This is a genomic window from Pseudomonas sp. NPDC086251 (assembly GCF_044746405.1).
GTDB lineage: Bacteria > Pseudomonadota > Gammaproteobacteria > Pseudomonadales > Pseudomonadaceae > Aquipseudomonas.
In genome coordinates this window covers 15610-39959 of the sequence record NZ_JBIVBY010000001.1, presented here as the reverse complement: position 1 = coordinate 39959, position 24350 = coordinate 15610, and the positions used below count along the sequence as shown (strand labels likewise).

Sequence of the window (24350 nt, the reverse complement as noted above, 5' to 3'; positions counted from 1 at the left end):
TTGACATTTCGGGACGTCCGACAGACCGTCCCGAAAACTCAGATGTAGGTGCCGCCACCGGCGTTGATGATCGAACCGACCAGGTAACACTCGTCCGACGCCAGGTGGGACACCAGCGCCGCGTACTCCTCGCCCTTGCCCAAACGCCCCAGCGGCATGACCTGCTTGAACACACTCAGTTGCTCAGGCGATTGCTGTTCCAGGTAGCGCTCGAAGGCTGGTGTCTGGACGCCACCCGGACAGATCGCATTGACCTGCACATTGGCACCGGCAACCTCGTAGGCCACCGCACGGGTGAAGGCGATAACGGCACCTTTGGCTGCCGAGTAATGCGGGCTATGCGCCCCCATGGCGGAAATGCCGGCGATGCTGGCGATGTTGATGATCTTGCCGTAGCCCTGGGGCTCCATGCGCTGCAAGGCGGCGCGGGTGCAATAGAACACGCCGTCGACGTTTACCGCCCAAAAGCGCTTCCATTCGGCATCGTCCATGTTGCGAGTGATCTCCAGCGACTGACGGGGCAGCGGTTGGGTCACCAGCGCGTAATGGCGCTTGCGTCGCTCGTCATCATGGGGTCTGTCCGGCACCAACGCAGCATTGTTGACGAGGATGTGCAGCGTGCCGAATCGCGCATCGATCCGGTCGAACATGGCATCCACTTCAGCGCTCAACGAGACATCACATCGCACTGCCAGGCATTGCGCGCCCAACTCCTCGATCATGCCGCGTGTGGTTTCGAGCGCCGCCTTGTTGATGTCGCAAATGACCACATTGGCCCCTTCGCTGGCCATTCGCAGGGCTATCGCCTGGCCCAACCCACCTGCACCACCGGTGATCAACGCAACTCGACCCTTCATTTTCATGAGGCAACACTCCGTCTTATGGAAGACGCAGTGTCGCCCACCCTTGGGGCTTGAGCCTTGACCTGGCGGGACATCGACCTTTCAGGTCGATGAATCGTTGCCAGCCTGCTTGCTGCGGTTTCGCCATTCCCGAGGCGAACAACCGAACTCAGCGCAAAACCAGCGCGTAAACGAAGTCGGAACCGCGTAACCGATCATCATGCCGACACGCTGCAGGGAATAATTTTTGTTTGCCATGTAGTGCAAGGCGAGTTCGCGACGCACAGTGTTCAGAAGCTCGGAAAATGTGCGGCCGGCTTCATCGAGTTCTCGTTGCAGGGTTCGCACGCTGACGCCTTTGGCATAGGCAACCTGATTGATGGTGGCGCGCCCGACCGGCATCAACAAATAGATTGCCTTACGCACATCGAAAATCACCGAATGCTCGCTGGCGTCTGCGATCGAGTCCATGAACTGGCGAGCGTAACCCGCCATCGCCGGGTCGGCCTGGGGATTGAGTTGATCAATATCCTCGGCGTTGCAAACGATGCCGTCGAACTCGGCGTCGAACACCACCCGGCAACGAAAGAATCGCGTGTGCTCCTGCTGGCTTGCCGGGGCCTCATGGCTGAAATGAATGCTATGCGGATGCCATTGACTGCCCATCAGCGATTTGCACGTGCGGTGCAGGATGCCGATCGCCAGCTCGGCCGCCTGGCGCTTGGGTACGCCCGCTTCGGCCATGATTTCATCGCGGATCAGCACCGTGTTTCCCACCGTTTCCAGGTTCATGGCCAGGGTCCGGTTGAGCAGGTGTCGATACTCGATGCTGGTGAGCAGCATGTCGCGCAGTGTGCGCTGATGGCTGAAGAGCAAGCTGATCGCGCCGAGATCCGAGAGTCGTCGAGCCTCTGCCATGCGCAGGCCAAAGGCCGGGCAGGTTGAGCGAGCGGCAGAGGACTCCAGCAGCTTGAGCGCCGCCTCCAGCGGCAGCATGCATTCCGGGTCATTCAACATGACGGCAGTCAGGCCGACGCCACGCAGCATCTCGCCCGGATTCAGGCCGAGGCTCTGGGCAACCTCCGTGTAGTTCTTGAGAGTTGCAGCCCGTACAAACGCGTCCATCGCACCTCCGCCCGTGATATCGACTGCCTTCTTCGATAAAGCCTGCAATCGATTATATGGGCACCGATTGAACACTGGTATTGGCACGTAATGAAAGGTTTTTGGCACGTGATGAGAGGTTTACATCCGCCGGCTGCCGCAAAGTACAAGCCATGCACCACCGACAACGACACCCTCAAAGCACAAAAATAACAACCGATTGGAGACATGCATGAACTTTCTTGACGGATCCATGTACCCCGAAAACCAGCAAAAACTGGTTATTACCGCCGCGCCGTTTGCACCTTCCTGGATTCCAGCGGACTTCCCGGAAGAAATTCCAGTCACCATGGAAGAACACATTCAGATGGCCGTCGACTGCTATAACGCCGGGGCCACGGTGCTGCACCTGCATGTGCGCGAGCTGGACGGCAAGGGCTCCAAGCGTCTGTCCATGTTCAACGAGTTGATCGCCGGCGTGCGCGAAACCGTGCCGGACATGATCATCCAGGTCGGCGGCTCGATCTCCTTCGCCCCGGAAGATGATGGGGATGTCGCCAAATGGCTCTCGGACGATACACGGCACATGCTTGCCGAACTCTCGCCCAAGCCCGATCAGGTGACGATTGCGATCAACAGCAACCAGATGAACGTCGTGGAGCAAATGCTCGAAGCCGACATTGCCGGCACCAGCATGGGCACGCCCGAGGGCTTTCGTGCCTATCGCGAGATGACCATCCCGGCCGGCCCGGAATGGGTCGAGGAGCACATCAAGCGCCTGTCGGCTAACGGCATTCAAACGCAATTCCAGCTCGGCAACATCCCTTCATTCGAAACCGTCGAGCGGATGATGCGCCGCGGCGTCTGCAACGTTCCGCTGATCCTCACCTGGGTGGCGATTGGTGGTGGTGCCGACTCCCCTAACCTCTACAACCTGGCGAATTTCGTGCGTGCCTGTCCGGACGGTTCCGTGCTGACACTGGAATCCTCCGTCCTCAACGTGCTGCCACTGAACGTGATGGCGATTGCCCTGGGCCTACATGTGCGTTGCGGCACCGAGGACAACATCTGGACCCAAAGCCGCGATCGCAAAATGGGCACAGTGGAGCAGATCGAGCAACTGGTGCGCATTTCCCGGGAAATGGGTCGCGAAGTTGCCAACGGCAAAGAGGCTCGCGAGATCTACAAAATCGGCACGTTCTACAAGGACGCCGATGAGACGCTGGCCGAGAACGGCTTCGCGCCGAACCGCAAATCCGGTCAGAAAGGCTTTACCCAATTCGGCTAAGTCGAACCTTGCGGGGCACACGCTAGCAGTACCTGCGTGCGTCCCGCGAGTCCCGCAACACATCATTTCGAGAGCTGCGAATGAACGCGGCCGTAACAAGAGGAAAGACTCCGTGACTTTGCATGCTCCAATGGAAGTACGCAGTGACACCTGGCGACGTGTCGCACGACCCTACGCCTGGGTGGTCTTCGCCCTGACCTTCGGCCTGTTGCTGTCAGACTTCATGTCCCGACAGGTACTGACGGTGGTTTTCCCGCAGCTGAAGGCTGAGTGGGGTCTCTCCGATTCCGAACTCGGCGCGCTCTCCGGCGTCGTCGCCATCGCCGTCGGCGTGCTTGCCTTCCCACTGTCGGTCGTCGCTGATCGCCTCGGTCGCATCCGCAGCCTGATTCTCATGGCGGCGATCTGGAGCTTTGCCACCCTGATGTGTGGTTTTGCCTCCGACTATCAAGAAATGTTCGTGGCGCGCTTCTTCATCGGCGTCGGCGAAGCGGCTTACGGCAGCGTCGGTCTTGCCGTGGTGCTGAGCATTTTTCCGCCGCAACAAAGGTCTACGATCACCGGTGCATTCCTTGCCGGGAGCATGGTCGGTTCCGTGCTTGGCATTGGCCTCGGTGGCGTCCTGGCGACACATTTCGGCTGGCGCGCGTCCTTCGTTGGTATGGCGATTTATGGTATCGCCCTGACGGCGGTGTATGCGCTGGTCGTCAGGCCTGGCCGTCTTGAATCGCCGCGCCCGGCTACCGGCTCGGATCAGCGTCAGGTTCTTCCTCCGCTCAGGAGCCTGTTCTCGACGTCTTCAGTGCTGAGTGTCTACATCGGCAGCGGCCTGCAATTGTTCGCCATCGCCGCCCTGTTGACCTGGCTGCCCAGCTACTTGAATCGCTTCTACGACATGCCGCTGACGAACGCCGGTGCGGTCGCGGCCATTTTTATGCTGTGCACGGCGGTCGGCATGCCTCTGTGTGGCGCCATCGCTGACCGCTTGTGCCACGGTTCGCCGACGCGAAAAATCAGATTGACCATGGGCTACTGCTTGCTCTGCAGTGCGCTGTTGACCGTAGCCTTTCAACTGCCGGTGGGCATGGCACAACTGGTCATGATCGGCCTGGCCATGTTTGTTGGCGGTGGCATTGTCGGCCCCTCCGGCACCATGGTCGCCGACCTGACGCCGCCTGCCTTGCACAGCACCGCAATGGCCACGCTGGCCATTGCCAACAACCTGCTGGGCATGGCTCCTGGCCCCTTCGTCACCGGTTTGCTCGCCGATCGCATCGGCCTGGCCTCAGCGCTGCAACTGCTGCCATTAGCGGGCGTTGCCGCCGCGCTGGTCCTGATGGTGGGCGTGCGCAACTACCAGCAGGATCTTCAGCGCGTCTGTGTTCAACCCTGTACCTGAGGCAGGCGCGATGACCCGTAGCGACAAACGTCGAAGCATCCTCACCCTCTGCGAGACCTCGTCATGAACAACACCCTGGAACTGCCTGTCTCTTCCGATCCGGGTATCGGCAAACGCGCGCGCGTGCAGGCCAACGGTCGCTACATCGCGTTGTTCAACGTCGATGGCCGGATGTACGCCATCGACGACAGCTGCCCGCACAACGGCGCCTCATTGTTGTTCGGTCAACTCGATGGCTGCTGGGTGCAGTGCCCCGCCCATGGCCTGCGTTTCGACCTGGCCACCGGCTGCATGCGCGGTGGCGGGTTGAGCGTACGCACATATCCCGTCGAGATCGCCGAGGACTGCATTCGAATCACCTTACCCACCCCAATCACCCGCCACCAATAACTTCAATAGCAGGTTGATCATGACCCAATCATTCACCACCGCCCGTCATTGGCAGCAGAGTTACGACGCCCGCGTACCGGCGGATATCAACCCCGACACCTGGCCTTCGGTGGTCGCGATGGCCGAAGATGCCATGCTACGTTACGCCAGCCACACGGCATTCCACTGCTTCGACCGTTCACTCAGTTATGCAGATGTCGACGCGCAATCAGGCGCGTTTGCCGCCTACCTGCAGCACCTTGGCGTGCAACGTGGGGACCGTATTGCGGTGATGCTGCCGAACATCCCGGCGTTTCCCGTCGCCATGTTCGGCGTCCTCCGGGCCGGCGCCGCTCAGGTCAATGTCAACCCGACGTACACACCGCAGGAACTCTTGCATCAGCTCAACGATGCCGGGGCCCAGATCATTGTCATCATTGCCAGCGCCCTCCCTGCACTGGAAGCGATCCTGGTCAGCACGACCATCAAGAAAGTCATCGTGGTACAGCCGCGCGACACCCTGGACGGACATGACGGAACCGGCGATTTCGTCATCTCGTCATCGTCGGCATTTCCGATGACGCGTTTCACCGATGCCCTGCACGAGGGCGATATGTTGCAGCTGACACCGGTCGAGCTGACGGGCGATGACTTGCTCTTTCTGCAATACACCGGCGGGACTACCGGCCCCTCGAAAGGCGCGGCGCTGTCCCACCGCAACCTCATCGCCAACATCATGCAGGCGCGGGCATTTCTTCCCGACATGTTTGATCCCGACGGTGACAACGTGGTGGTCACGGCGCTGCCGCTGTTCCACGTGTTTGCCCTGACGATCAACCTGCTGATCGGCTTTTCGGCCGGGGCCGAGAACTGGCTGGTGCCCGACGCGCGCAACAGTGATGACCTGGTCGGTACGTTGATCAAGGCCCGCCCGACGCTGCTGACCGGGGTCAATACCCTGTACGGCGCGCTAGTGCGCCACCCGCGCATCGGCGAAGTGGATTTCTCGCGTCTGCGCCTGGCCATCGGCGGCGGCGCAGCGGTATTGCCGGCCACCTCGACGCTGTGGAAGAACATAACCGGTCAGGAAATCCTCGAAGGCTACGGCCTCTCAGAGACGTCGGCCATCCTGTGCCTGAATGTTATGGGACGCAGTCAGTTCTCGGCGGCCGTCGGGCTACCGCTGCCTTCGACCGACATCGTGCTGCTCAAGGACGATGATCAACCCGCCGCGCTAGGCGAGGCGGGAGAAATTTGCGCCAAGGGGCCGCAGATCATGTCCGGCTACTGGCAAAAGCCCACGGCCAATGCCCACGCGTTCACCGCCGAGGGTTACTTCCGCACCGGCGACATCGGCATCTTTGCCGCCAATGGCCTGCTCAAGATCGTCGATCGCAAAAAGGATTTGATCATTGTCTCGGGTTTCAACGTTTACCCCAACGAGGTCGAGGTGGTTGTCGCCAGTTGCTCAGGCGTCAGCGAATGCGCCGTAATCGGCATGCCGGATGAGCGCAGCGGAGAATCCGTGTGCCTGTACGTTGTCAAGGCCGCCAATGCAGCGCTTGATGAAGCTCTGCTGATCGAGCACTGCCGGGCGCATCTGGCGGCCTACAAAGTACCTCGCCAGGTGCGGTTCCTGTCGGCGCTGCCCAAGTCCACGGTGGGCAAGATATTGCGCAAGGACTTGCGTGTACTTGCGATTGCGGGCAGTTCCTCTGAAGTAACGGCGGTCAGTTGAACGACGTTACGTCAGGGCATTAACCCCCTTCCCAAACCTGCGACCCGAATGGCGAATGAAGGCCTTGTCCCGTTTTCATACGCCATTCTCTTAGGCACATACGCGACGGCATTTGGCACCAAATGAAAGGTGGCTGGCACCAAATGAGAAGTGCTCAAACCGCCAGCGCCCTAGAGTGAACCAACTGCCACACCGATGCCACATCCCCATGGTTCCGCCTGCGAGGACTTCACTTCATGAGCTCAATCGCTCTCGTCAATATTCACTCTCGCGTCCTCGAACTGGCACCGGGATTTTTCGTCAGCGTGATCGTTGCCACCGCGGCGACCTTCCTTTCCGAACACTATGGTGCGCCGGTAATGTTGTTCGCGTTGCTGCTGGGTATTGCGCTGAATTTTCTGGCCGGCGATGGCAAGTGCAAGGCCGGTATCGAGTTCACTGCGCGCACTGTCCTGCGTCTGGGTGTAGCCCTGTTGGGGATGCGCATCACCCTGGAACAGATTGCGACCCTTGGCTGGAGGCCGGTGGCATTGGTGGTGATTGTTGTGGTGGTGACCATGCCGTTTCTGTCCTGGCGGCCAAGCTTTTGGGCTTCAATCGCCTCTTCGGCATGCTCACCGGCGGTGCCACGGCAATCTGCGGCGCCTCGGCGGCATTGGCCCTAGCGGCCGCGCTGCCCAATCACCCGCAGAAGGAACGCGCCACGCTGTTTACCGTGATCGGCGTATCGGCGCTGTCCACGCTGGCGATGATTCTCTACCCGATGATCGCCGAGTGGTTTGCCTTGTCGCCGCAGGTGGCCGGGGTGTTCCTCGGTGCGCCATCCATGACGTGGCGCAAGTCGTCGGCGCCGGTTACAGCATGTCTACCGAGACCGGTGACACCGCCACCGTGGTCAAGCTGATGCGCGTGGCGATGCTGCTGCCGGTGATTCTTTGCGCAACGCTGATCACTCGTGCTCAGGGTGCGGACCCAACGGGAAAGCGCCCTCCACTACTGCCCATGTTCGCTGTCGGTTTCCTGGTCCTGGCGTGCATCAACAGTACCGGTTGGATAGCTCCGGCGGTGCAGGGATTCGTCAATGAGTTGTCGCGTTGGTGCCTGGTGATTTCCATCAGTGCGCTGGGGATGAAAACTCAATTGAAGGAACTCGCCACAATCGGCATCAAACCGATCCTGTTGATGGTCGGCGAAACCGTGTTTCTCGTGGGTTTGGTTCTGCTATTGCTGCACTGGGGGCTGTAAAGCGCGGGTTTGCGAAGGCCGACCCGGCCTTCGCATCAGAGCATGAGGTGACTTGATGAATTTAGAAGGTGCCTGCGACCGGCCCCTCGTCGGCCAGTTTTTTGGCTTCCTCAATGAGGATCGGGGCGCCGAGCGCCATGCTGTGGATGCCCAGAATCGAGGTGAGCTGCAGCACCGCCAGGATTTCCTCGATGGTGACGCCCAGTTCCAGCGCCTTGCGAATGTGGCGACGCACACCGGGGGCATACAGATGGGTGCAGGAAGCATCGACAGCGATGGCGATCAGTTCGAAGGTCTTGGGGTCCAGAATCCCCTTGCGAATCGGGTGCGTGGCCATGCCGAAAAATTTTTCCACCCATTGCGCGTCCAGCTCGGCCAGCGGGTCCCAGGCGGGATTCCAGCTGCCGGCGTCACGCATGGCATCGCAGGTTGGGGTGCCAGGGTTGGTCTGTTCTTCATTCATTTGCAGTTCCTCAAGGTTGAGTGGTTGCTTTCAACTCTAAGGCTGCCGGTGCCCTCTGGCTTGACTCCAGGGGGCAGCGGCGTGACATCTCGGGACACGTGCAACGTATGGGTAATCGCTCAATGAAAGGTCTTGTTCGCAGTGCCAGCCTCACCAACTACGCGGAAATTGCCCGCTCGTTGAACGTCGATCCCATGCAGCAGTTGCGTCTTGTCGGTCTTGACCCGCGCTGCTTGCTGCAACCGGACCTGAAAATTTCCATCGAAGCCGTAGCACAGTTGCTCGACAGCTCGGCGCGAGGGGCGAGCGTGGAAGATTTTGGCCTGCGCATGGCGGAAAGTCGCAAAGCCTCCAACCTCGGCCCCCTGGCGTTGTTATGGCGCGAACCAACCCTGCGCTCAGCCTTAAAGGCGCTCCAGCAATTCCTCCATCTGCACCATCAGGGGCTGGTGCTGGACATCGAGGAAAGCGGCGGTGTGGCGGTGCTACGGCTGGAACTGGTGTCGGTCAACCACTTGTTTGTACGCCAATCAGTAGAGCTGGCGGTAGCGGTGGCCCATCGAATGCTCAAGACTTTGCTCGGCAACCATTGGCATCCATCCGCGATCTGTTTCCGTCACTGCAACGCGCTGGACGATAGCCGGCATCAGCGTTTGTTCGGTACAACGGTACAGTTCAACTGCTTGATGGACGGCATTGTCTGCCGCACCAGCGATCTCGACCGCGCCCTGCCCAGTGCCGATCCGGAAATGGCCCGCTACGTACAACACTACCTGAACAGCATTCGCGAAGATTCCCGAACAGCATTGCTGGAGCAGGTGCATCAAATGATCTGGATGCTGCTGCCGACTGGGCGCTGCTCGGTGGAACAGGTCGCCGCGCACTTGGGACGCGACAGACGGACGTTGCATCGACAGCTGACGCGAGAGGGTGAGACGTTTTCTTCGCTGCTGGATCAAGTCCGCAAGGAACTTGCATCACGTTATCTGGCAAATCCCCACCATCCTTTGAGTGAAATTGCCGCCGTTCTCGGTTTTTCCGAACTGAGCGCCTTCTCCCGCTGGTTCAGCCGACTGTTCGACTGCAGTCCATCATCCTGGAGAACCCAGCCCTCCCCGATCACCCCAAGAAAGTCGTCTCTTGGGTTATTCAATTAGAGGCTGGCGCAATGGACAGCCCATATAAAGCACCAACTAGCGTGCGCCAGAAAGCGATGGCTTCAGAATTCCCAAGACCAATCGGCCGCTGCTCGAAACTAGCCAATTGCGACAGGCAGCAGTCGGCCAAAAGCGGACGCTTCCCGCTCACCACCCAGATGGCTGAAATGACTCAACGACGATGAGGCGACGCCGAAAGACCGACGGACATTCTTTTGGCCTACTGCGATAAAAGAACACAGCTAACGATTGGCGGTGACGACCAAGTGATGGCCATGCGATACCTTCATGAATATGATGCCATTCTTTGAACGGCTTAAAGGTGTCGTAATGATAGGGAATATCTTCAGCGTTTTTTCACGACGTAGGGAAAACCAGACTAAGCCGAAAAAGCAGCTCACTCAGCAATTCCGGCAGAGGACATTCATGCTCATTCGTGACGTTGGTCCAGGCATGGTCGAATCCCTAGAGTTTCTTCACGACCGGCTTTCCTACCTTCTCGGGCACCAAAACCTCTCAGGGAATAAAAATCTTTCCTATGCTGATGATGCTTTCGCGTTTCTGCATACCTGCAGCGACCCACACTTCCTTGATGCTATTGAATACCTAGTCCATCACGAAGGATGGCGTTACATAGGCGGTCAACATGAACCCGTAATTGATCGTTTGAACGAGTTCTTAAACGTAGATGATCTTCCCTACTTTGTCACCAAACCGGTATGGGAAACCACGGAGGAAATGTACCGAGGCGCCCTTACTCAATTCACCAGAATCCGTGAGCAGGCGAAGGTCATTCCGAAGGAAAGTCAAGCGATCCACGAGACGGCTATCGAGCCTGCTCTGAAGTTATTGCGTCAGCCTGCATTCCTGAATGCGAACTCCGAGTTCATGTCAGCTCTGGAAGACTTTCGGCATGGAAAATTCGGCGACTGCGTCACCAAGTGCAACAGCAGCTACGAAAGCGTCATGAAGGTGATCTGCGGGCAGAAAGGATTTGGGTATGCCCAGGGAGACACAACCTCCAAGCTCATTCGGACCATCATGCAGAAAACAGAGATGGATACTTTCTGGGAGCAGCCACTGATGACTGTGGGCACGCTACGCAACAAACTGAGCACCTCGCATGGTGCCGGCGAAATGCAGAAAGTAGTGCTAGAGCATGTGGCGAAGTACACCCTGAATATGACGGCCTCTGCGATCATCTTTTTGCACGATCAGGCTTACCGGGCCAACCCCTGAATTCTTCAATTAGGCTTGTGGGAGTGGAAATGCGTCGTTTCGATACCAGACCTTTGATTGCGTTTGCGACAGCACCAGAGGACCAGGATGATCCTTGGTATAAAGATGCCGAGCAGGCTGTTCAGTACATGAAAGCAAACTCGGAATCAGACGAGATTGTGATTTACGTTAGCGCTCCATTCCTTCTCATCGTAGGGGCTCTCGCTCCAACCGATAATGTCACCCCCCCCGATGGTGAAGCGCTTCAAAACCTCTCACTGTTTACCGATACTACCTGGCGCATCGAGAAATCCTGGTGTTCCAATGAAGGACATCGTGTCTACATTGAGTCACCCTTTCCAGAGGACAGCGGGTCCGCTTTAGCAGGGGGGGAACCTCTGGTCATTCGGCGACGTCTTGAAGGGGTTCATACCGGGTCAACGCCGATTGAGATTAGCCAAAAACTCGTGCATTGCCTCGACATTCACTATGTGGATGAGCGAAAGGCATATTGCCGCCTGAATGATAATGGCGATATCGAGGACGTCATCAGAATACTGAGGCTCCAAATTCCCGACCAAATAGAAGGGCGGGATATGGTCACGATCCTTCGTAAGGATCTGGACAATTACATGGCCCTAGCGGACATGGCGCTGGTCATGAAATTTGATTTCACTCGTTATGTGGCCGGCAGCTTCAACGGCTGGGATGGCGCCAGCCGATATAACCGAGACGAGTTAGATCTGTTCTACCATGGTGGATCAACCAGTAAGGCGAGCTTCGCGCATGGAGCAATTGTGGTTAGGCCTAACACCACCGTTGAAGAACAAGAAGAGGCGTGGCGCAAAGACTTCGACGGTGATCCAGATCGTGAGTACGCAGTCTTCAAAATCTTTGACCGTAAGAATGACCGCCAGGTAGAGACTTCTTGCAGCCCCAAGCACATCGTCAGCTATTTTGAAGATAGCGATCTTCCCTGGCAGATATCTCCCGCTTTTTTCAGGGCAGAGGTACTAAATCGCTTCAAGGGCGATCCTGAGAAGTACACGCTGGAAGACCGGAGCATTTCGTGCAGAGGTGCTTGGTACCTTAAATCTTACGATATTAATGAGGCCGGCCAAGTTCATGCGTACATCTGGGACTTATCGAATCTGCCCTATGACGAACAACTCTACTGGAAGGCCTTCAACGAATGGCCCAAGGCTCCCATCTCCGAGCGCGCGCATCGAACGGACATCGAAGGCGATTGGTTCACCCAATATCATCCATTGGATGCGCTCAAGCGCAAGATCCGAACGCTCGACAAAAGGAAGCCTGCCTGGTGGAACCCTCGCGGTGAGGAGCTGATCAATAGCGTGCTTGCTCCAGCCACAGACTCGCCTAAGGAATGGGGAGATGAAGTCATGGCTCTCGATCAATGTCTGGTAGAAGGCTTTCTCGACAAGCCACTGCGGAAGATAGCGGAGGCGAAAGGACGCGTTCTGGAGCCCACCTGGCGCTCACTCAAGTTGTTGTATGAAATTCTCGTGGGAAGCTCAATCAGCGCAGAGGATGCTAAGCAGATCTTGGCGCCGATCAGAAAACTCCATGAGCTTCGCAATGAGATCCGGGGACATGCGACTAACGAAAAGAAAGCTGTCGCTATTCGGGAAGCCCGTACCAGCCATGGGAATTTCCGTACGCACTTCTTCCACTTGGCCGAAGGTTGTGATCATGCTCTTGTCGCAGTTTTGAAAGCTCTCGAAACTGAAATCGACGAATGAGCAACGAATCGCCTAAAGGAAGCAGTTTGAAGCCTTTGCCGGGTCAAACTGCCCCCCGGTATTAACTAGGTCTGGTTGTAGCGAGCACGCCAAGCATAGATTGACCCGCGTGACGCTTCTCAACGACTTCGCCTATTTTTTCCTTACCAAACCCAATAAGGGCACCGGTAGCTGTTCCTGCCAGTGCAACTGCGGGAACACTTACTGCAAGGAGCGGGGAAAGTAAGGGAAGCATGACTGCCGACGCTACCAGACCCGCGCCTATAATGCCTCCTGCAAGGACTGCTGCTTTCTTCGGTGCATACTTTGACTCAATATCCTTAAGGCTCTTGCGTTGCCGTTGTACCAGCGAAGCGAGGCCGTGACTGACCTCTTTGATCATTTCATTAGTATCAATGGGGCCAGTGGATGCCAGTTGGCTAGTATATTTGTTAAGTTCCTCTCGCAGCCACCGGTGTTCGTTATTCGAAATTAGCTGGACGAGAGTTGTTACGGGGATATTAGCCAACCAGGATAAGCTGTCATCCTGGATCGCATGGAGCGTCTGAAACGCTTGATCAGAAATCACATTTTTTGAGCGAAGATCTATTGCATTTGCTTGAGCGATTTTCTTAAAATAGTGCCAGTGAACAGGCTGCGAAAGAAGTGCCTGTGCCCCGAGCTCATTGGAATTTTCAAATAAATGGTACTGAGGTCTTAGTCTTTCCAGAACGCCATTGAGAAGCAGCGAGCCCGTGGGCATGCGTTTCATTTGATCTAGAACAAGGGGCGAGCGCACTCCCTCAAGCTGTTGGATATACTGGCTCGCCGCTTCGCCGGCGCTGAGTTGAATACCGGGTTCACCACCTGGAGGGACAAACAAGCCTGATGACATCAGCGAGTCAAGAAATGCAGTTTCTTGTTTATTTGAATATTCGAAGAGTTCTTCTAGTGATTGGATCTGTCCGCGGCAAATTGGTGAGATCAAGCCAATCGCTAACTGCTCAAGACCTAACTTGGTATGTGCATCGTTCCGCTCCAATGCCTCCTCAAAACTTGGGAAAATAAAAACGGCTGGCACGGGAAGCTTAGCATCTACTAAAGGGCGTAGCTGCAGGATATGGAAAAGTTGGATAGCAAGTTGTAAATGCACGGCATTTAGGTTTAGGTCTGAGCTTAGGAATGGATATATAGGATCTGGAATTAGTTGTGTATCAGCGTAAAGACCGGTTATGCGAACGGCATTGAGTGCGGATGGACCGAATTGACGCTGGCCGCCCGTAACCAATCTCATTCCACCAAAGCTCTTCGCTTGCTGATAAATATTTATGGAATTACGATTATAAAATTCACTCAGCTCTTCTGTCACTTGGTTTACTGAGTTGGCGAAAACATCTGGCTGATATCCAACACGCCACAAAATGTGTTGTTTGATCTCGTTCGCGTCCCTGACCAGATCGATCGAACGGCCAGTCAATGCAGAAAATAGCGAGCTAAAAAGGGCAAATAGTTCAACTTGAACTTCATTCATGGCGGTTGTTGGCTGATAACCTTTATCCTTTAACGCCTCATCTCTCTGAATCGACAGCGCTGCGCCAAAACTCGTCGCCAACAAAACAGTCTCTCGGGACATTCCTTTGGTATCTACCAATCCTGCAGCTGTCAAAGGGGCAGCTAATAGCTCATCCGCATGGGATTGTAGCGATGGAGGAAATTTCAACCTCCCCTCTCTCGCTGCCTTCCAGGCATCCAGAAGTCGCTGTGCGGTTTCGGGGTTGTGAAATGCCATTTTAGGTCCTTTAAATGGTGGTCATTGTTCGCCGATATACCATGATTGGCAACTTAGCGCTACTCACTTGCGGCATAGTTCATTGACTGCTTCTGGCCGGTTTCTGCCCGTCACGAATAATCACTTCCAGTCGTTCATTGCCGAATAATAAATCTGTGCCATTTTTTTTGGATCAGAAGACTGTCTTGATGACCTTGGCTACGCCGTCAATGAGATCTTTCAATTCGTCAACGGTAGGCTCATCTGTTTTGCTGTGGTCACACTTGTTGCGGATATCGCCGAGGTGTTGGTGGAAGCGCCACTGCGCAGTTTCGATCACATTGGCGTCTTTCAATGCTTGGTTATAATCCGAGATCGTAGGGTTTTTCTTTGCCAGTTTCACCCCGTGGGTCTCGCAGACCTGGCCGAGGTGTCCTTCAAGCACGACACCCGCAACAGCACCTGCGCCGCGGGTGAATTTGTTCTTCAGAAGTTCGCGGGCTGCACCTAACTCCGAGTCGAAAAGATCCGCCTGAACAAGCTGTTTTATGTCGAACAGTGAGCTTTCAAAGCGGCGCTTGATGGACTCTACAATGGCGAGCTGCTGCTCCAATAGGTTCACGGCAGTCTTCGCATCGACCGTGACTTGCCCTCTGAGAGTCCCCGCCAAGCCTTGGCATGCATCCTCAATTCAATATGAATCGTGGCTTATCTCTTTGCGCGCCTTGGGCCGTTCGTATAACCGTACGAAGTCTGCCAGGCGATCCGGTAGAAGTTGCTTAACGAGGAGCAGTGCCTCGGAGTACCAGTGATGGTAAACCTCTACGAAAGGCTTGATGCTATCAAGCTCCTTCTTCGTCTTCGCTTCGTCGCCCCCGTGCCCTTTCAGGACAATATCTCGGTACTGTGCTCCGTACGCCTGCTTGTAGCGAAATGCTGACGACCGCACCTTCCGTGATAAGGGCATCTAGGTCTTTGCGGTACTTCTCCAAATTCGATATCGCCATTTGCGTCTCAACTCCAGATAAGTCGGCCTGTTCCATCGCGTGATAACGCCGCACTAGCGACCAATGTGCGAGGTCGATAGTAAAGACAACCTGTCAAGCCCACAATGAGTCACACCTCATCGCCGTTGAGGCTGACCTAAACGATGTCTGATTTGGGTCGAAAGTGATCAATCATCAACGGCTGCTTCTGGCCGATTGCTGCCTGTCGTGTCGAGTTCCAATTCCCCCACGATGATAACTTCTAGACTTTTGCCGGTCGTCTACACCCATTACATTCTGCGCACGAAAACCGCCATTGAGGGGGCCTTTGGGGCATTTTGTTACATTTGGCTCGTGCGACCTGAACCCAACTCCATACACCTAAGGCCCACAGATTAGTTATCTCCAAGGCTAGGTATCCGTTTTGCGGCTTGCAGGATCCGATGCACGCTTAGGGTCCAAGGCCCGCATCGCAGACATGGGAAAGACGAGAATGTTTCTGGATAGACTAATGAGTTTTTTTTGCAAAGACCCACTCTCCTCACAACAAAGCCTTCTGAAGTCATTTTTTTCATTTTCAAACTCACTGCTTATTTGAGTTTGGAAGGCTAGCATCCCATGGGCAATCTGCTTCGACGTAATGCACATCGACAACCGCTCCGCAACGAACCAGGGGAAAATTCCAGAGGTTCAATGGGTCGTGAAAATGGATATAACGCCCAAGCGCCAAATCTCTGTTTCTCGGAGAACGGGAATGGTTGTCCAGCGCGTTGAGTCGGCACCAGCAGGTCACAGTGTTTATTGCGGTCGACTTGCAGTAGGAATTGCTATCCCGAGACGGCAAACGTTGCATTCGACAAAGAGGCTATCAGACCGCCGCAGGCTCATATTTTAGAATGTAAACCATGGGTAGCTAAAACAACTCATCGTTTACACTTTAGAATCATGAAGCCTTGGAATTCAGCCAAAGAAACGGGGGCTGGATCGGTAAACCCCACACAATCAGCACCTTGAAACGATCACCGATGTGTAGGGGGCTCGATTACACTGTTGACAAGTAGGCAGAACTCGAAAACGGATCTGGTGGCCATCAGTGCTCAGCTCTCAACGGGTCAATCGTGCAAAAGCGGCGATATTAACACGCTCGTCGGATGACCGAGAATGTTGGAGCTCAGGGATACCGCGTTATCGTTCTTCGCGAGCAAGCCCGCTCCCACATTTGATTGTTGTCGAACACAAATTCTATGTTCACTGAAGATCTAATGTGGGAGCGGGCTTGCTCGCGAAGGCCATGACGCGGTGCTGCGCCGGAATCAGGCTTGTTTGTAACCGCGTACTTCATCCACGCCACGGTTGGCCAGTTGGTCCGCGCGTTCGTTGCCGTGGTGGCCGATGTGCCCGCGCACCCATTTCCAGGTGACGTTGTGGCGGTTGACCTGCTCGTCGAGCAACTTCCACAGATCAGCGTTTTTCACCGGCTCTTTCGCCGCGGTTTTCCAGCCGCGTTTCTTCCAGTTGTCCATCCACTCGTTGATGCCTTTCATGACGTACTGGGAGTCGGTGACCAGCAGGACGTCGCAGGAGCGCTTGAGTTCTTCCAGGCCACGGATCGCGCCCATCAGTTCCATGCGGTTGTTGGTGGTGTTGGCTTCGCCGCCCCAGAGTTCTTTTTCAACACCCTTGCACACCAGCAATGCGCCCCAGCCGCCTGGGCCAGGATTGCCTTTACAGGCGCCGTCAGTGAACAGTTCTACGCTATCGCTCATGCCAATCTATCCAGAAAATGCGGTGGCTCGCCGATCTGCGATCGACGCTGCCCGAGGCCGGGGCAAACCCGGCCGGGAAAATAAAAAGTGTATTACGGCTCGATGTTGCGACGGTTGACCTTGGCCATCGGCAGCGGAATCAGCTTGCCCATCGGTTCGCGTCGCTCCTGACGGACCGGACGCAGGCCCACCACGATCTTGCGCGCCACTAATAAATAGAAGCCGCCGCCCGACAATTGCCAGTCACCGGCCTTGCGCTCCCAACCGGCCAGACGCGCTTGCCAGGCGGGTGACGCAAGCGGCGGACGATAGCACCCGAAGCGGCGTTTCTCCAGCGCGAAGCCCAGCAGGTTCAGCCAGTCGCTGACCCGTGACGGGGAAATGCAACGGGCCTTGCGCAAGGCGTCATGGGCGAACACGTGGCGTAACCCCCAGGTGCTCCACGGATTGATGCCGATGATCACCAGATGCCCGCCGGGCCGCACGCTGCTCGCCGCCTCACGCAGCAAACCGTGGGGCGACAGGCAGAAATCCAGCCCGTGCTGCAACACCACCACATCGGCGGCATGCTCGCTCAACGGCCAGGCCTGCTCTTCACAAACAATCTCGACCCCCGGCAACGGCGCACCGAGGCGTACATTGCGCTGCACTTGCGGTGCCGACGGCGGGGTCTGGGCCGACGGCCCGTAATGCACCAGGTAGCCGCCAAAGAACCGGCCTAGCTCGTCTTCGAGCATGCGGCGTTCTTCATCCAGCAAAAATTGCCCGATCGGGCCGGACAGCCATTCACGGGCTGCGCTGATCAACGCCAGCCAGTCAGGATCAGCCTGAGCGAACGCTTTATCGGTCATTGCATTCTCCAACGCGTCAGGAAGTTCTAAGATGCGCCATTGTTTTCCGCTTGGCGAATCCGACGATGATACAGATCAGTGCCCTGCCCGCCTTTACCGACAACTACATCTGGTTGTTACAAGACCCCGACACCCGACGCTGTGCCGTCGTCGATCCGGGCGATGCCGCGCCAGTTCAGGAGTGGCTCGCGGCCAACCCTGAATGGGTATTGAGCGATATTCTGATCACTCATCACCATCATGACCATGTCGGCGGCGTCGAGCAGCTGAAAAAAGCGACAGACGCGAAAGTCTATGGCCCCGCCAGCGAAACCATCCCGGGCCGGGACGTCGCGCTCAAGGACAACGACCGCGTCACTGTGCTGGGTTGCGACTTTGACGTCATCGAAATCCCCGGTCATACCTTGGGGCATATTGCCTATTATCATCAGGGCCTGTTGTTTTGCGGTGACACCCTGTTCGCCGCCGGTTGCGGGCGCTTGTTCGAAGGCACCCCAGAGCAGATGTACACCTCGCTGACACGCCTGGCGGCTCTGCCCGAAGATACCCAAGTCTTCTGCGCGCATGAATACACCCTGAGCAATTTGCGCTTTGCCATCGCCGTCGAACCGGGCAATCGAGATACCGTCGAACGACTGGCCAACGTCACTCAACAACGGGAGGCCGGAATTATCACGCTGCCCTCTACGCTGGCCCTTGAAAAGCGCACAAATCCGTTTTTGCGTACTGGCGAAACATCTGTTAAAGAAAAAGTGGACGAACGGAACGGACCCCATAACCGGGCTCCGAGTGCGGTTTTTGCTGCTCTTCGTGCTTGGAAAGATAAGTTCTAAGTAAGCTGAACGTTGGTACAAAAATTCTGAATGGTTGACCGCAGGGGGTGCGCTTTCTAGAATCGCCCGACATTTTTGCCCGGAACTTACTTCCAGCCAATGTCGTCATCATTTCGTAAAGCCATCAATTCAGACGCATTGACCCGCTTGGCTCAAGCCATTGCGGTGGCTGTGTCCGCCACTTTGGCGGGCTGTTCCAGCCATGTGCCGCAAACCGAAGCGGCACATACCCCGAACATCGCTGCACGTGCCAAGCAGAAGCCCATCTGGCTCACCGAAAAACCAACACCACAAATTCCACAGGATGTCTGGGAGCGCATGCGCCAAGGCTTCCAGTTGCAGGACGGCCTGGGCGTCAACCCGCGCATCGAGCAACAGCGCCTGTGGTTCGCCAGCAATCCTTCCTTCCTGGAAAACGCCGGCGAACGCGGCAGCCTGTACATTCACTACATCATCGAACGCCTTGAAGAACGCAACATGCCGCTGGAACTGGCGCTGTTGCCCGTGATTGAAAGTGCCTACAACCCGATGGCCTATTCCCGGGCCGACGCGGTGGGTCTTTGGCAATTCATCCCGTCCACCGGGCGTTATTACAACCTGCGCCAAACCCGTTTCTATGATGGCCGCCGCGATATCACCGCCTCGACCACCGCGGCCATGGATTACCTGAGCCGCCTGCACGACATGTTCAACGGCGACTGGTTGCTGGCCCTGGCGGCTTACAACGCCGGTGAAGGCACGGTCAGCCGGGCCATCGAGCGTAACGAAAAGCTTGGCCTGCCGACCGATTACTGGAACCTGCCGCTGCCGGCCGAAACCCAGGCCTACGTGCCGAAGCTGCTGGCCTTGTCGCAAGTGGTGCTGGCACCCGAAGCCTACGGCGTGAACCTGAACCCGATCGCCAACGAACCGTATTTCCAGGTCGTCGAAATCAACCAGCGCATGGACCTGTCCAAGGTGGCTGCGGTGGCCAACATCGACGAAGACGAGTTGTTCCAGCTCAACCCTGCCTTCAAGCAGCGCACCACCATCGACGGCCCCCAGCATTTGCTGGTGCCGACGTCCAAGGCGCAACTGCTGACCACCAGCTTGCAGACCATGCGTCCCGAGGAGCTGATCAGCAAGAAGTCGTTCAAGCCCGTGTTCGAAGGCGTGGACAAGACCGAAGTTGCCAGTCTCAAGCGTGCCTACCGGGTAAAACGCGGCGATAACCTTGCCAGCATCGCCAAGGCTAACAAAGTCGACGTCAAAGACCTGCAGCGCTGGAACAGAATGACCGGCAAGAACCTTAAAGCCGGCCAGGTGCTAGTGATGCAGGACACCACCAAGCGCAGTTCCGGGCGCGTCAACACCGTGGTGGCGGCGAACAGCAAGAGCAGTGACAAGAAGACGCAGACCCAATACAAGGTCCAGCAAGGCGACTCGCTGTACATGGTGGCCAAGCGTTTCAACGTTGAAATGCAACACCTCAAGCGCTGGAATCCTCGACTTGGCCAGGCGCTGAAGCCGGGACAGATGCTGACGGTTGCCAATCCGCACTAACAAGAGCCCCTCTCACGAGGGGCTTTTTTGTGATCGGGACCTGTAGGAGCGAGCTTGCTCGCGAAAGACCCGACGGCGACGCGTTTCTCCAGCAAACACGCGTTATCGTTAACGTCCATCGCGAGCAAGCTCGCTCCTACAGACAGCCGATCGGTTGAGAATATTTGTAGGAGCGAGCTTGCTCGCGAGAGACCTGAGGGCGACGCTTTTCTCCAGCAAACACGCGTTATCGTTGACGTCCATCGCGAGCGAGCTCGCTCCTACAGAGGTTAGTGCTCGCTGCATTAACAACCCGTCTTTTTCCTGTCGATACAAGCTGTTACTGTACGGCCCACAAAGCCCAAGCCGCCTGGATCGGATCTCTGACTTGAAGCGTCCCCTCCTCCTGCTCCTGATCAGCCTGGCCTTGAGCTCCTCCGCTAGCGCGACGATCAGCGAAAGCCACGGTTATGCGCAGTTCGGCACGCTCAAGTACCCGGCCAGATTTACCCACTTCGACTGGGTCAACCCGCAAGCGCCCAAGGGCGGTACGTTGCGGGTGATGGCGTTTGGCACCTTCGATACGCTCAACCCTTACACGTTCAAGGGCTCCAGCCCGGTTTCCACCCCCAACTTCCTGCAATACGGCATCAACGAGCTCAATGAACCGTTGATGGTCGGCACCGGCCAATACGCGCCGTCCGGCGACGAGCCGACCTCCAGTTATGGCCTGATCGCCCAATCGGTGGAATACAGCGAAGACCGCAGCTGGGTGGTGTTCAACCTGCGCCCCGAAGCGCGTTTCCACGACGGCACGCCGATTACCGCGTACGACGTAGCGTTCTCCTACCGCCTGCTGCTCAAGGACGGTCATCCGCAGTACCGCACCAGCCTTCAGGAAGTGTTGCGGGTCGACGTGCTCAACCCGCATCGCATCCGCTTCGTCTTCAAGCGTGCCGGCAATCCTTTGCTGATCCTGCGCCTGGGTGAGTTGCCGGTGCTGCCACAGCACTACTGGAAAGGTCGTGACTTCAAGGCCACCACCTTCGAACCGCCACTGGGCAGTGGGCCGTATCGCATCACGTCGGTAACGCCGGGACGCCAGATTGTCTTTGAACGGGTCAAGGATTACTGGGGCAAGGACCTGCCGGTCAATCGCGGCAAGTACAACGTCGACCGCATGGAAGTCGAGTTCTACCGCGACAGCGACGTCGCCTTCGAAGCCTTCAAGGCCGGCGAGTTCGACATCTACATCGAACATCAGGCGAAGAACTGGGAAAACGGCTACGACTTCCCGGCCGTAAGGCGCGGCGATGTGATCAAGGCGCAGATCCCGCATCAGATCCCGACCCAAAGCCAAGGGCTGTTCATGAACAGCCGCCGGGCGACCTTCTCCGATACCAGGGTCCGTGAAGCGCTGGGGTTGATGTTCGACTTCGAGTGGACCAACCGCACGCTGTTCAGCGGCGCCTACAAGCGCGCCATGAGTTATTACCCCAACAGCGAGTTCTCGGCCACCGGCCTGCCGGTCGGCCATGAATGGCTGATGCTCAAGCCCTATCGCGAGCAGTTGCCCGCCAAGCTCTTCACCGAGCCCTTCAGCCTGCCGCAGACCCAAGGGCGCGGCATTCCACGGGAAACCATGCGCAAGGCCCTGAGCCTGCTTGCCGAGGCTGGCTGGAAGCTCAATGGCCAACGGGTGCAGAACGCGACCGGGCAACCGTTGCGTCTGGAGATCCTGCTGGTCAATCCAAACCTGGAGCGCATTCTTCAGCCTTACGTCGAGAACCTCACCAGCATCGGCATCGACGCGCGCCTGCGTACCGTCGACCGCGCCCAGTACAAGCAACGCCTCGATCAGTTCGATTTCGACATGATCCTGATGACCCTCAACCAGACTCTCAGCCCGGGCCTGGAGCAATGGCAGTACTTTCACTCCAGCCAGGTCGGGGTCAAGGGCAGCAAGAATTACGCGGGCATTGCCAACCCAGTGGTCGACCATCTGCTTGAACAATTGCTCGCCGCCCAGACCCGCGATGAACAAGTGTCGGCCGGCAAGGCGCTGGACCGGGTGCTGCTGTGGCAGCACTACATCATTCCCAATTGGTACCTCAATTATCACCGCCTGGCTTACCGCAACCGGTTCGCCTTCGTCACTACGCCGCCCTACACCCTGGGCCTGAGCGCGTGGTGGCTGAAATCTTCGGAGAAAGATCAATGAAACCCGTACGCGTCCTGCTCCTGCAGGCCAGCGGCCTGTTGTTCGCCGGGCTGGCCTGTGCCGCCCCGCAACATGCCCTGACCCTGTACAACGAGCCGCCGAAATACCCGGCCGATTTCAAGTACTTCGATTACGTCAACCCGGACGCGCCCAAGGGTGGAATCTTCCGCCAGGCCGGTTTCGGTGGCTTCGACAGCCTCAACCCGTTCATCAGCAAAGGGGTTGCGGCCGACGACATCAGCATGATCTACGACACCCTGGCCAAACAGGGCCTGGATGAACCGTTTACCGAATACGGCCTGGTCGCCGGCAAGATCGAAAAAGCCCCGGACAATAGCTGGGTGCGGTTCTACCTGCGCCCCGAGGCACGCTTCCACGACGGTCATCCGATCCGCGCCGAAGACGTGGTGTTCAGCTTCCAGACGTTGATCAAGGACGGCGCGCCGATGTATCGCGGCTACTACAACGATGTCGACGAAGTGGTCGCCGAAGACCCGCTGACGGTGCTGTTCAAGTTCAAACACAGCAACAACCGCGAACTGCCGCTGATCCTCGGCCAGTTACCGGTACTGCCCAAGCATTGGTGGGCGACCCGGGATTTCAACAAGGGCAACCTGGAAAAGCCCCTCGGCAGCGGCCCTTACAAGGTCAGCGAAGTGAAAGCCGGACGCTCGGTGCGTTATGAGCGGGTCAAGGATTACTGGGGCAAGGACTTGCCGGTCAACCGCGGGTTCTACAACTTCGACGTGATGACCACCGACTATTACCGCGACAACACCGTGGCGCTGGAAGCGCTCAAGGCCGGGCAGTTCGACTACTGGCTGGAAATGGCCGCGAAGAACTGGGCCAATGCCTACAACATCCCGGCGGTAACCGAAGGCCGGTTGATCAAGGAACAGATCCCCAACGGCAACCCGACCGGCATGCAGGGTTTCGTCTTCAACCTGCGCCGCCCGGTGTTCCAGGACGTGCGCGTGCGTCAGGCGCTGACGCTGCTGATGGACTTCGAATGGACCAACAAGCAGTTGTTCAACGGTGCCTACGCGCGCACTCGCAGCTACTTCGAGAATTCGGAAATGGCCGCCACTGGCCTGCCGGACGCCGATCAACTGGCGATCCTCGACCCGTTTCGCGGCAAGATTCCCGAGCAGGTGTTCAGCGAGGCGTTCCAGAACCCGGTGACCGATGCCAGCGGAATGATCCGCGCCCAGCAACGCAAGGCCTACCAACTGCTGCAAGAAGCCGGCTGGAGGATCGTCGACGACAAGATGGTCGACTCTAACGGCAAACCGGTGAACATCGAGTTCCTGCTGGCCCAGACCGAGTTCGAGCGGGTGTTGCTGCCGTTCAAGCGTAACCTCAGCGACCTCGGCATTGACCTGGTGATCCGCCGCGTTGACGTTTCGCAGTACATCAACCGCGTGCGCTCGCGGGACTTCGACATGATTGTCGGCAGCTTCCCGCAGTCCAACTCGCCGGGCAACGAACAGCGCGAATTCTGGATGTCCGCCGCCGCCGACAAACCCGGCAGCCGCAACTCCATGGGCCTCAAAGACCCGGTGGTGGACCAACTGGTCGAGCAACTGATCAATGCCGATTCGCGCAAAAGCCTGGTGGCCCACGCCCGCGCACTGGACCGCGTGCTGCAATGGGGCTATTACGTGATCCCCAACTGGCACATCAAAACCTGGCGCGTGGCGTATTGGAACCACATCGGTCACCCGAAAATCTCGCCCAAGTACGACATCGGGATCAACACCTGGTGGGTCAAGCCGGATGCAAAACCGGCGATAGAAGTCGAAACCAAACTGCAAGCCGACCCTGCGGGCACGGAGTAAT

Annotated in this window: 18 protein-coding genes and 1 pseudogene; 12 read left to right on the top strand and 7 right to left on the bottom strand. The window is 57.2% G+C overall.

Going from position 1 to position 24350, the window contains the following annotated elements:
- Positions 1-38: 38 nt before the first annotated feature.
- The gene (locus tag ACIPL2_RS00180) at positions 39-863 is read right to left on the bottom strand and encodes an SDR family NAD(P)-dependent oxidoreductase (RefSeq protein WP_401351723.1); all 825 of its coding nucleotides are present in this window, start codon (positions 861-863) and stop codon (positions 39-41) included.
- An 81-nt stretch (positions 864-944) separates the two neighbouring features.
- Positions 945-1967, bottom strand: coding sequence for an AraC family transcriptional regulator (locus ACIPL2_RS00175; protein ID WP_401351721.1), 1023 nt, complete (start codon positions 1965-1967; stop codon positions 945-947).
- 211 nt (positions 1968-2178) lie between these two features.
- Here ACIPL2_RS00175 and ACIPL2_RS00170 point away from each other — a divergent pair, with 211 nt between their 5' ends.
- From ACIPL2_RS00170 to ACIPL2_RS00150, 5 genes and pseudogenes are all read left to right on the top strand, one after another.
- Positions 2179-3234, top strand: a complete 1056-nt coding sequence (locus tag ACIPL2_RS00170; RefSeq protein ID WP_401351719.1) for a 3-keto-5-aminohexanoate cleavage protein — start codon at positions 2179-2181, stop codon at positions 3232-3234.
- Between the two features lie 130 nt (positions 3235-3364).
- Positions 3365-4633: an MFS transporter gene (locus ACIPL2_RS00165; RefSeq protein ID WP_401353306.1), complete on the top strand. Its 1269-nt coding sequence runs from the start codon at positions 3365-3367 to the stop codon at positions 4631-4633.
- A 63-nt stretch (positions 4634-4696) separates the two neighbouring features.
- The gene (locus ACIPL2_RS00160; protein ID WP_401351717.1) at positions 4697-5023 is read left to right on the top strand and encodes a Rieske (2Fe-2S) protein; all 327 of its coding nucleotides are present in this window, start codon (positions 4697-4699) and stop codon (positions 5021-5023) included.
- Positions 5024-5042: 19 nt separating this feature from the next.
- Positions 5043-6740 carry an AMP-binding protein gene (locus tag ACIPL2_RS00155; protein ID WP_401351715.1) on the top strand — a complete coding sequence of 566 codons (1698 nt, stop codon included), beginning with the start codon at positions 5043-5045 and terminating at the stop codon, positions 6738-6740.
- Between the two features lie 236 nt (positions 6741-6976).
- Positions 6977-7985 (top strand): annotated as a pseudogene (locus tag ACIPL2_RS00150) (YeiH family protein).
- A gap of 61 nt (positions 7986-8046) precedes the next feature.
- Here ACIPL2_RS00150 and ACIPL2_RS00145 read toward each other — a convergent pair.
- Positions 8047-8448, bottom strand: a complete 402-nt coding sequence (locus tag ACIPL2_RS00145) for a carboxymuconolactone decarboxylase family protein (RefSeq protein WP_401351713.1) — start codon at positions 8446-8448, stop codon at positions 8047-8049.
- A gap of 20 nt (positions 8449-8468) precedes the next feature.
- Between ACIPL2_RS00145 and ACIPL2_RS00140 the strand changes: the two genes are divergently transcribed.
- The 3 genes from ACIPL2_RS00140 (at position 8469) to ACIPL2_RS00130 (ending at position 12586) form a co-directional block, all read left to right on the top strand.
- The gene (locus ACIPL2_RS00140; protein WP_401351711.1) at positions 8469-9605 is read left to right on the top strand and encodes an AraC family transcriptional regulator; all 1137 of its coding nucleotides are present in this window, start codon (positions 8469-8471) and stop codon (positions 9603-9605) included.
- A 288-nt stretch (positions 9606-9893) separates the two neighbouring features.
- Positions 9894-10844: a DUF7014 domain-containing protein gene (locus ACIPL2_RS00135; protein WP_401351709.1), complete on the top strand. Its 951-nt coding sequence runs from the start codon at positions 9894-9896 to the stop codon at positions 10842-10844.
- Positions 10845-10873: 29 nt separating this feature from the next.
- Positions 10874-12586, top strand: coding sequence for a hypothetical protein (locus ACIPL2_RS00130; protein ID WP_401351707.1), 1713 nt, complete (start codon positions 10874-10876; stop codon positions 12584-12586).
- Between the two features lie 61 nt (positions 12587-12647).
- Here ACIPL2_RS00130 and ACIPL2_RS00125 read toward each other — a convergent pair whose 3' ends face one another.
- The 4 genes from ACIPL2_RS00125 to ACIPL2_RS00110 all read right to left on the bottom strand — a co-directional run bounded on the left by ACIPL2_RS00125 (position 12648) and on the right by ACIPL2_RS00110 (position 17936).
- Entirely contained in the window at positions 12648-14354 is a 1707-nt protein-coding gene (locus ACIPL2_RS00125; RefSeq protein WP_401351704.1) for a hypothetical protein, read from the bottom strand.
- 172 nt (positions 14355-14526) lie between these two features.
- Positions 14527-14955 carry a hypothetical protein gene (locus tag ACIPL2_RS00120; protein WP_401351701.1) on the bottom strand — a complete coding sequence of 143 codons (429 nt, stop codon included), beginning with the start codon at positions 14953-14955 and terminating at the stop codon, positions 14527-14529.
- A 1677-nt stretch (positions 14956-16632) separates the two neighbouring features.
- Entirely contained in the window at positions 16633-17085 is a 453-nt protein-coding gene (gene rnhA, locus ACIPL2_RS00115) for a ribonuclease HI (protein ID WP_008028618.1), read from the bottom strand.
- 92 nt (positions 17086-17177) lie between these two features.
- Positions 17178-17936 (bottom strand): class I SAM-dependent methyltransferase, encoded by a 759-nt coding sequence (locus ACIPL2_RS00110; RefSeq protein WP_401351698.1) that lies wholly within the window; start codon positions 17934-17936, stop codon positions 17178-17180.
- A 65-nt stretch (positions 17937-18001) separates the two neighbouring features.
- Here ACIPL2_RS00110 and gloB point away from each other — a divergent pair, with 65 nt between their 5' ends.
- From gloB to ACIPL2_RS00090, 4 genes are all read left to right on the top strand, one after another.
- The gene (gloB, locus tag ACIPL2_RS00105) at positions 18002-18769 is read left to right on the top strand and encodes a hydroxyacylglutathione hydrolase (RefSeq protein ID WP_401351695.1); all 768 of its coding nucleotides are present in this window, start codon (positions 18002-18004) and stop codon (positions 18767-18769) included.
- Between the two features lie 99 nt (positions 18770-18868).
- Positions 18869-20311: a transglycosylase SLT domain-containing protein gene (locus tag ACIPL2_RS00100; RefSeq protein ID WP_401351692.1), complete on the top strand. Its 1443-nt coding sequence runs from the start codon at positions 18869-18871 to the stop codon at positions 20309-20311.
- A gap of 385 nt (positions 20312-20696) precedes the next feature.
- Positions 20697-22511: an extracellular solute-binding protein gene (locus ACIPL2_RS00095; protein WP_401353304.1), complete on the top strand. Its 1815-nt coding sequence runs from the start codon at positions 20697-20699 to the stop codon at positions 22509-22511.
- Positions 22508-24349 (top strand): extracellular solute-binding protein, encoded by a 1842-nt coding sequence (locus tag ACIPL2_RS00090; protein WP_401351690.1) that lies wholly within the window; start codon positions 22508-22510, stop codon positions 24347-24349. The genes ACIPL2_RS00095 and ACIPL2_RS00090 overlap by 4 nt, the downstream gene beginning before the upstream one ends.
- The last annotated feature ends 1 nt before the right edge of the window (position 24350 follow it).

Bases quoted from the DNA above. Each gene is read 5' to 3' on its own strand.
- ACIPL2_RS00180 (WP_401351723.1), bottom strand. From the start codon at position 863: ATGAAAATGAAGGGTCGAGTTGCGTTGATCACCGGTGGTGCAGGTGGG.
- ACIPL2_RS00175 (WP_401351721.1), bottom strand. From the start codon at position 1,967: ATGGACGCGTTTGTACGGGCTGCAACTCTCAAGAACTACACGGAGGTT.
- ACIPL2_RS00170 (WP_401351719.1), top strand. From the start codon at position 2,179: ATGAACTTTCTTGACGGATCCATGTACCCCGAAAACCAGCAAAAACTG.
- ACIPL2_RS00165 (WP_401353306.1), top strand. From the start codon at position 3,365: ATGGAAGTACGCAGTGACACCTGGCGACGTGTCGCACGACCCTACGCC.
- ACIPL2_RS00160 (WP_401351717.1), top strand. From the start codon at position 4,697: ATGAACAACACCCTGGAACTGCCTGTCTCTTCCGATCCGGGTATCGGC.
- ACIPL2_RS00155 (WP_401351715.1), top strand. From the start codon at position 5,043: ATGACCCAATCATTCACCACCGCCCGTCATTGGCAGCAGAGTTACGAC.
- ACIPL2_RS00145 (WP_401351713.1), bottom strand. From the start codon at position 8,448: ATGAATGAAGAACAGACCAACCCTGGCACCCCAACCTGCGATGCCATG.
- ACIPL2_RS00135 (WP_401351709.1), top strand. From the start codon at position 9,894: ATGAATATGATGCCATTCTTTGAACGGCTTAAAGGTGTCGTAATGATA.
- ACIPL2_RS00130 (WP_401351707.1), top strand. From the start codon at position 10,874: ATGCGTCGTTTCGATACCAGACCTTTGATTGCGTTTGCGACAGCACCA.
- ACIPL2_RS00125 (WP_401351704.1), bottom strand. From the start codon at position 14,354: ATGGCATTTCACAACCCCGAAACCGCACAGCGACTTCTGGATGCCTGG.
- rnhA (WP_008028618.1), bottom strand. From the start codon at position 17,085: ATGAGCGATAGCGTAGAACTGTTCACTGACGGCGCCTGTAAAGGCAAT.
- ACIPL2_RS00110 (WP_401351698.1), bottom strand. From the start codon at position 17,936: ATGACCGATAAAGCGTTCGCTCAGGCTGATCCTGACTGGCTGGCGTTG.
- gloB (WP_401351695.1), top strand. From the start codon at position 18,002: ATGATACAGATCAGTGCCCTGCCCGCCTTTACCGACAACTACATCTGG.
- ACIPL2_RS00100 (WP_401351692.1), top strand. From the start codon at position 18,869: ATGTCGTCATCATTTCGTAAAGCCATCAATTCAGACGCATTGACCCGC.
- ACIPL2_RS00090 (WP_401351690.1), top strand. From the start codon at position 22,508: ATGAAACCCGTACGCGTCCTGCTCCTGCAGGCCAGCGGCCTGTTGTTC.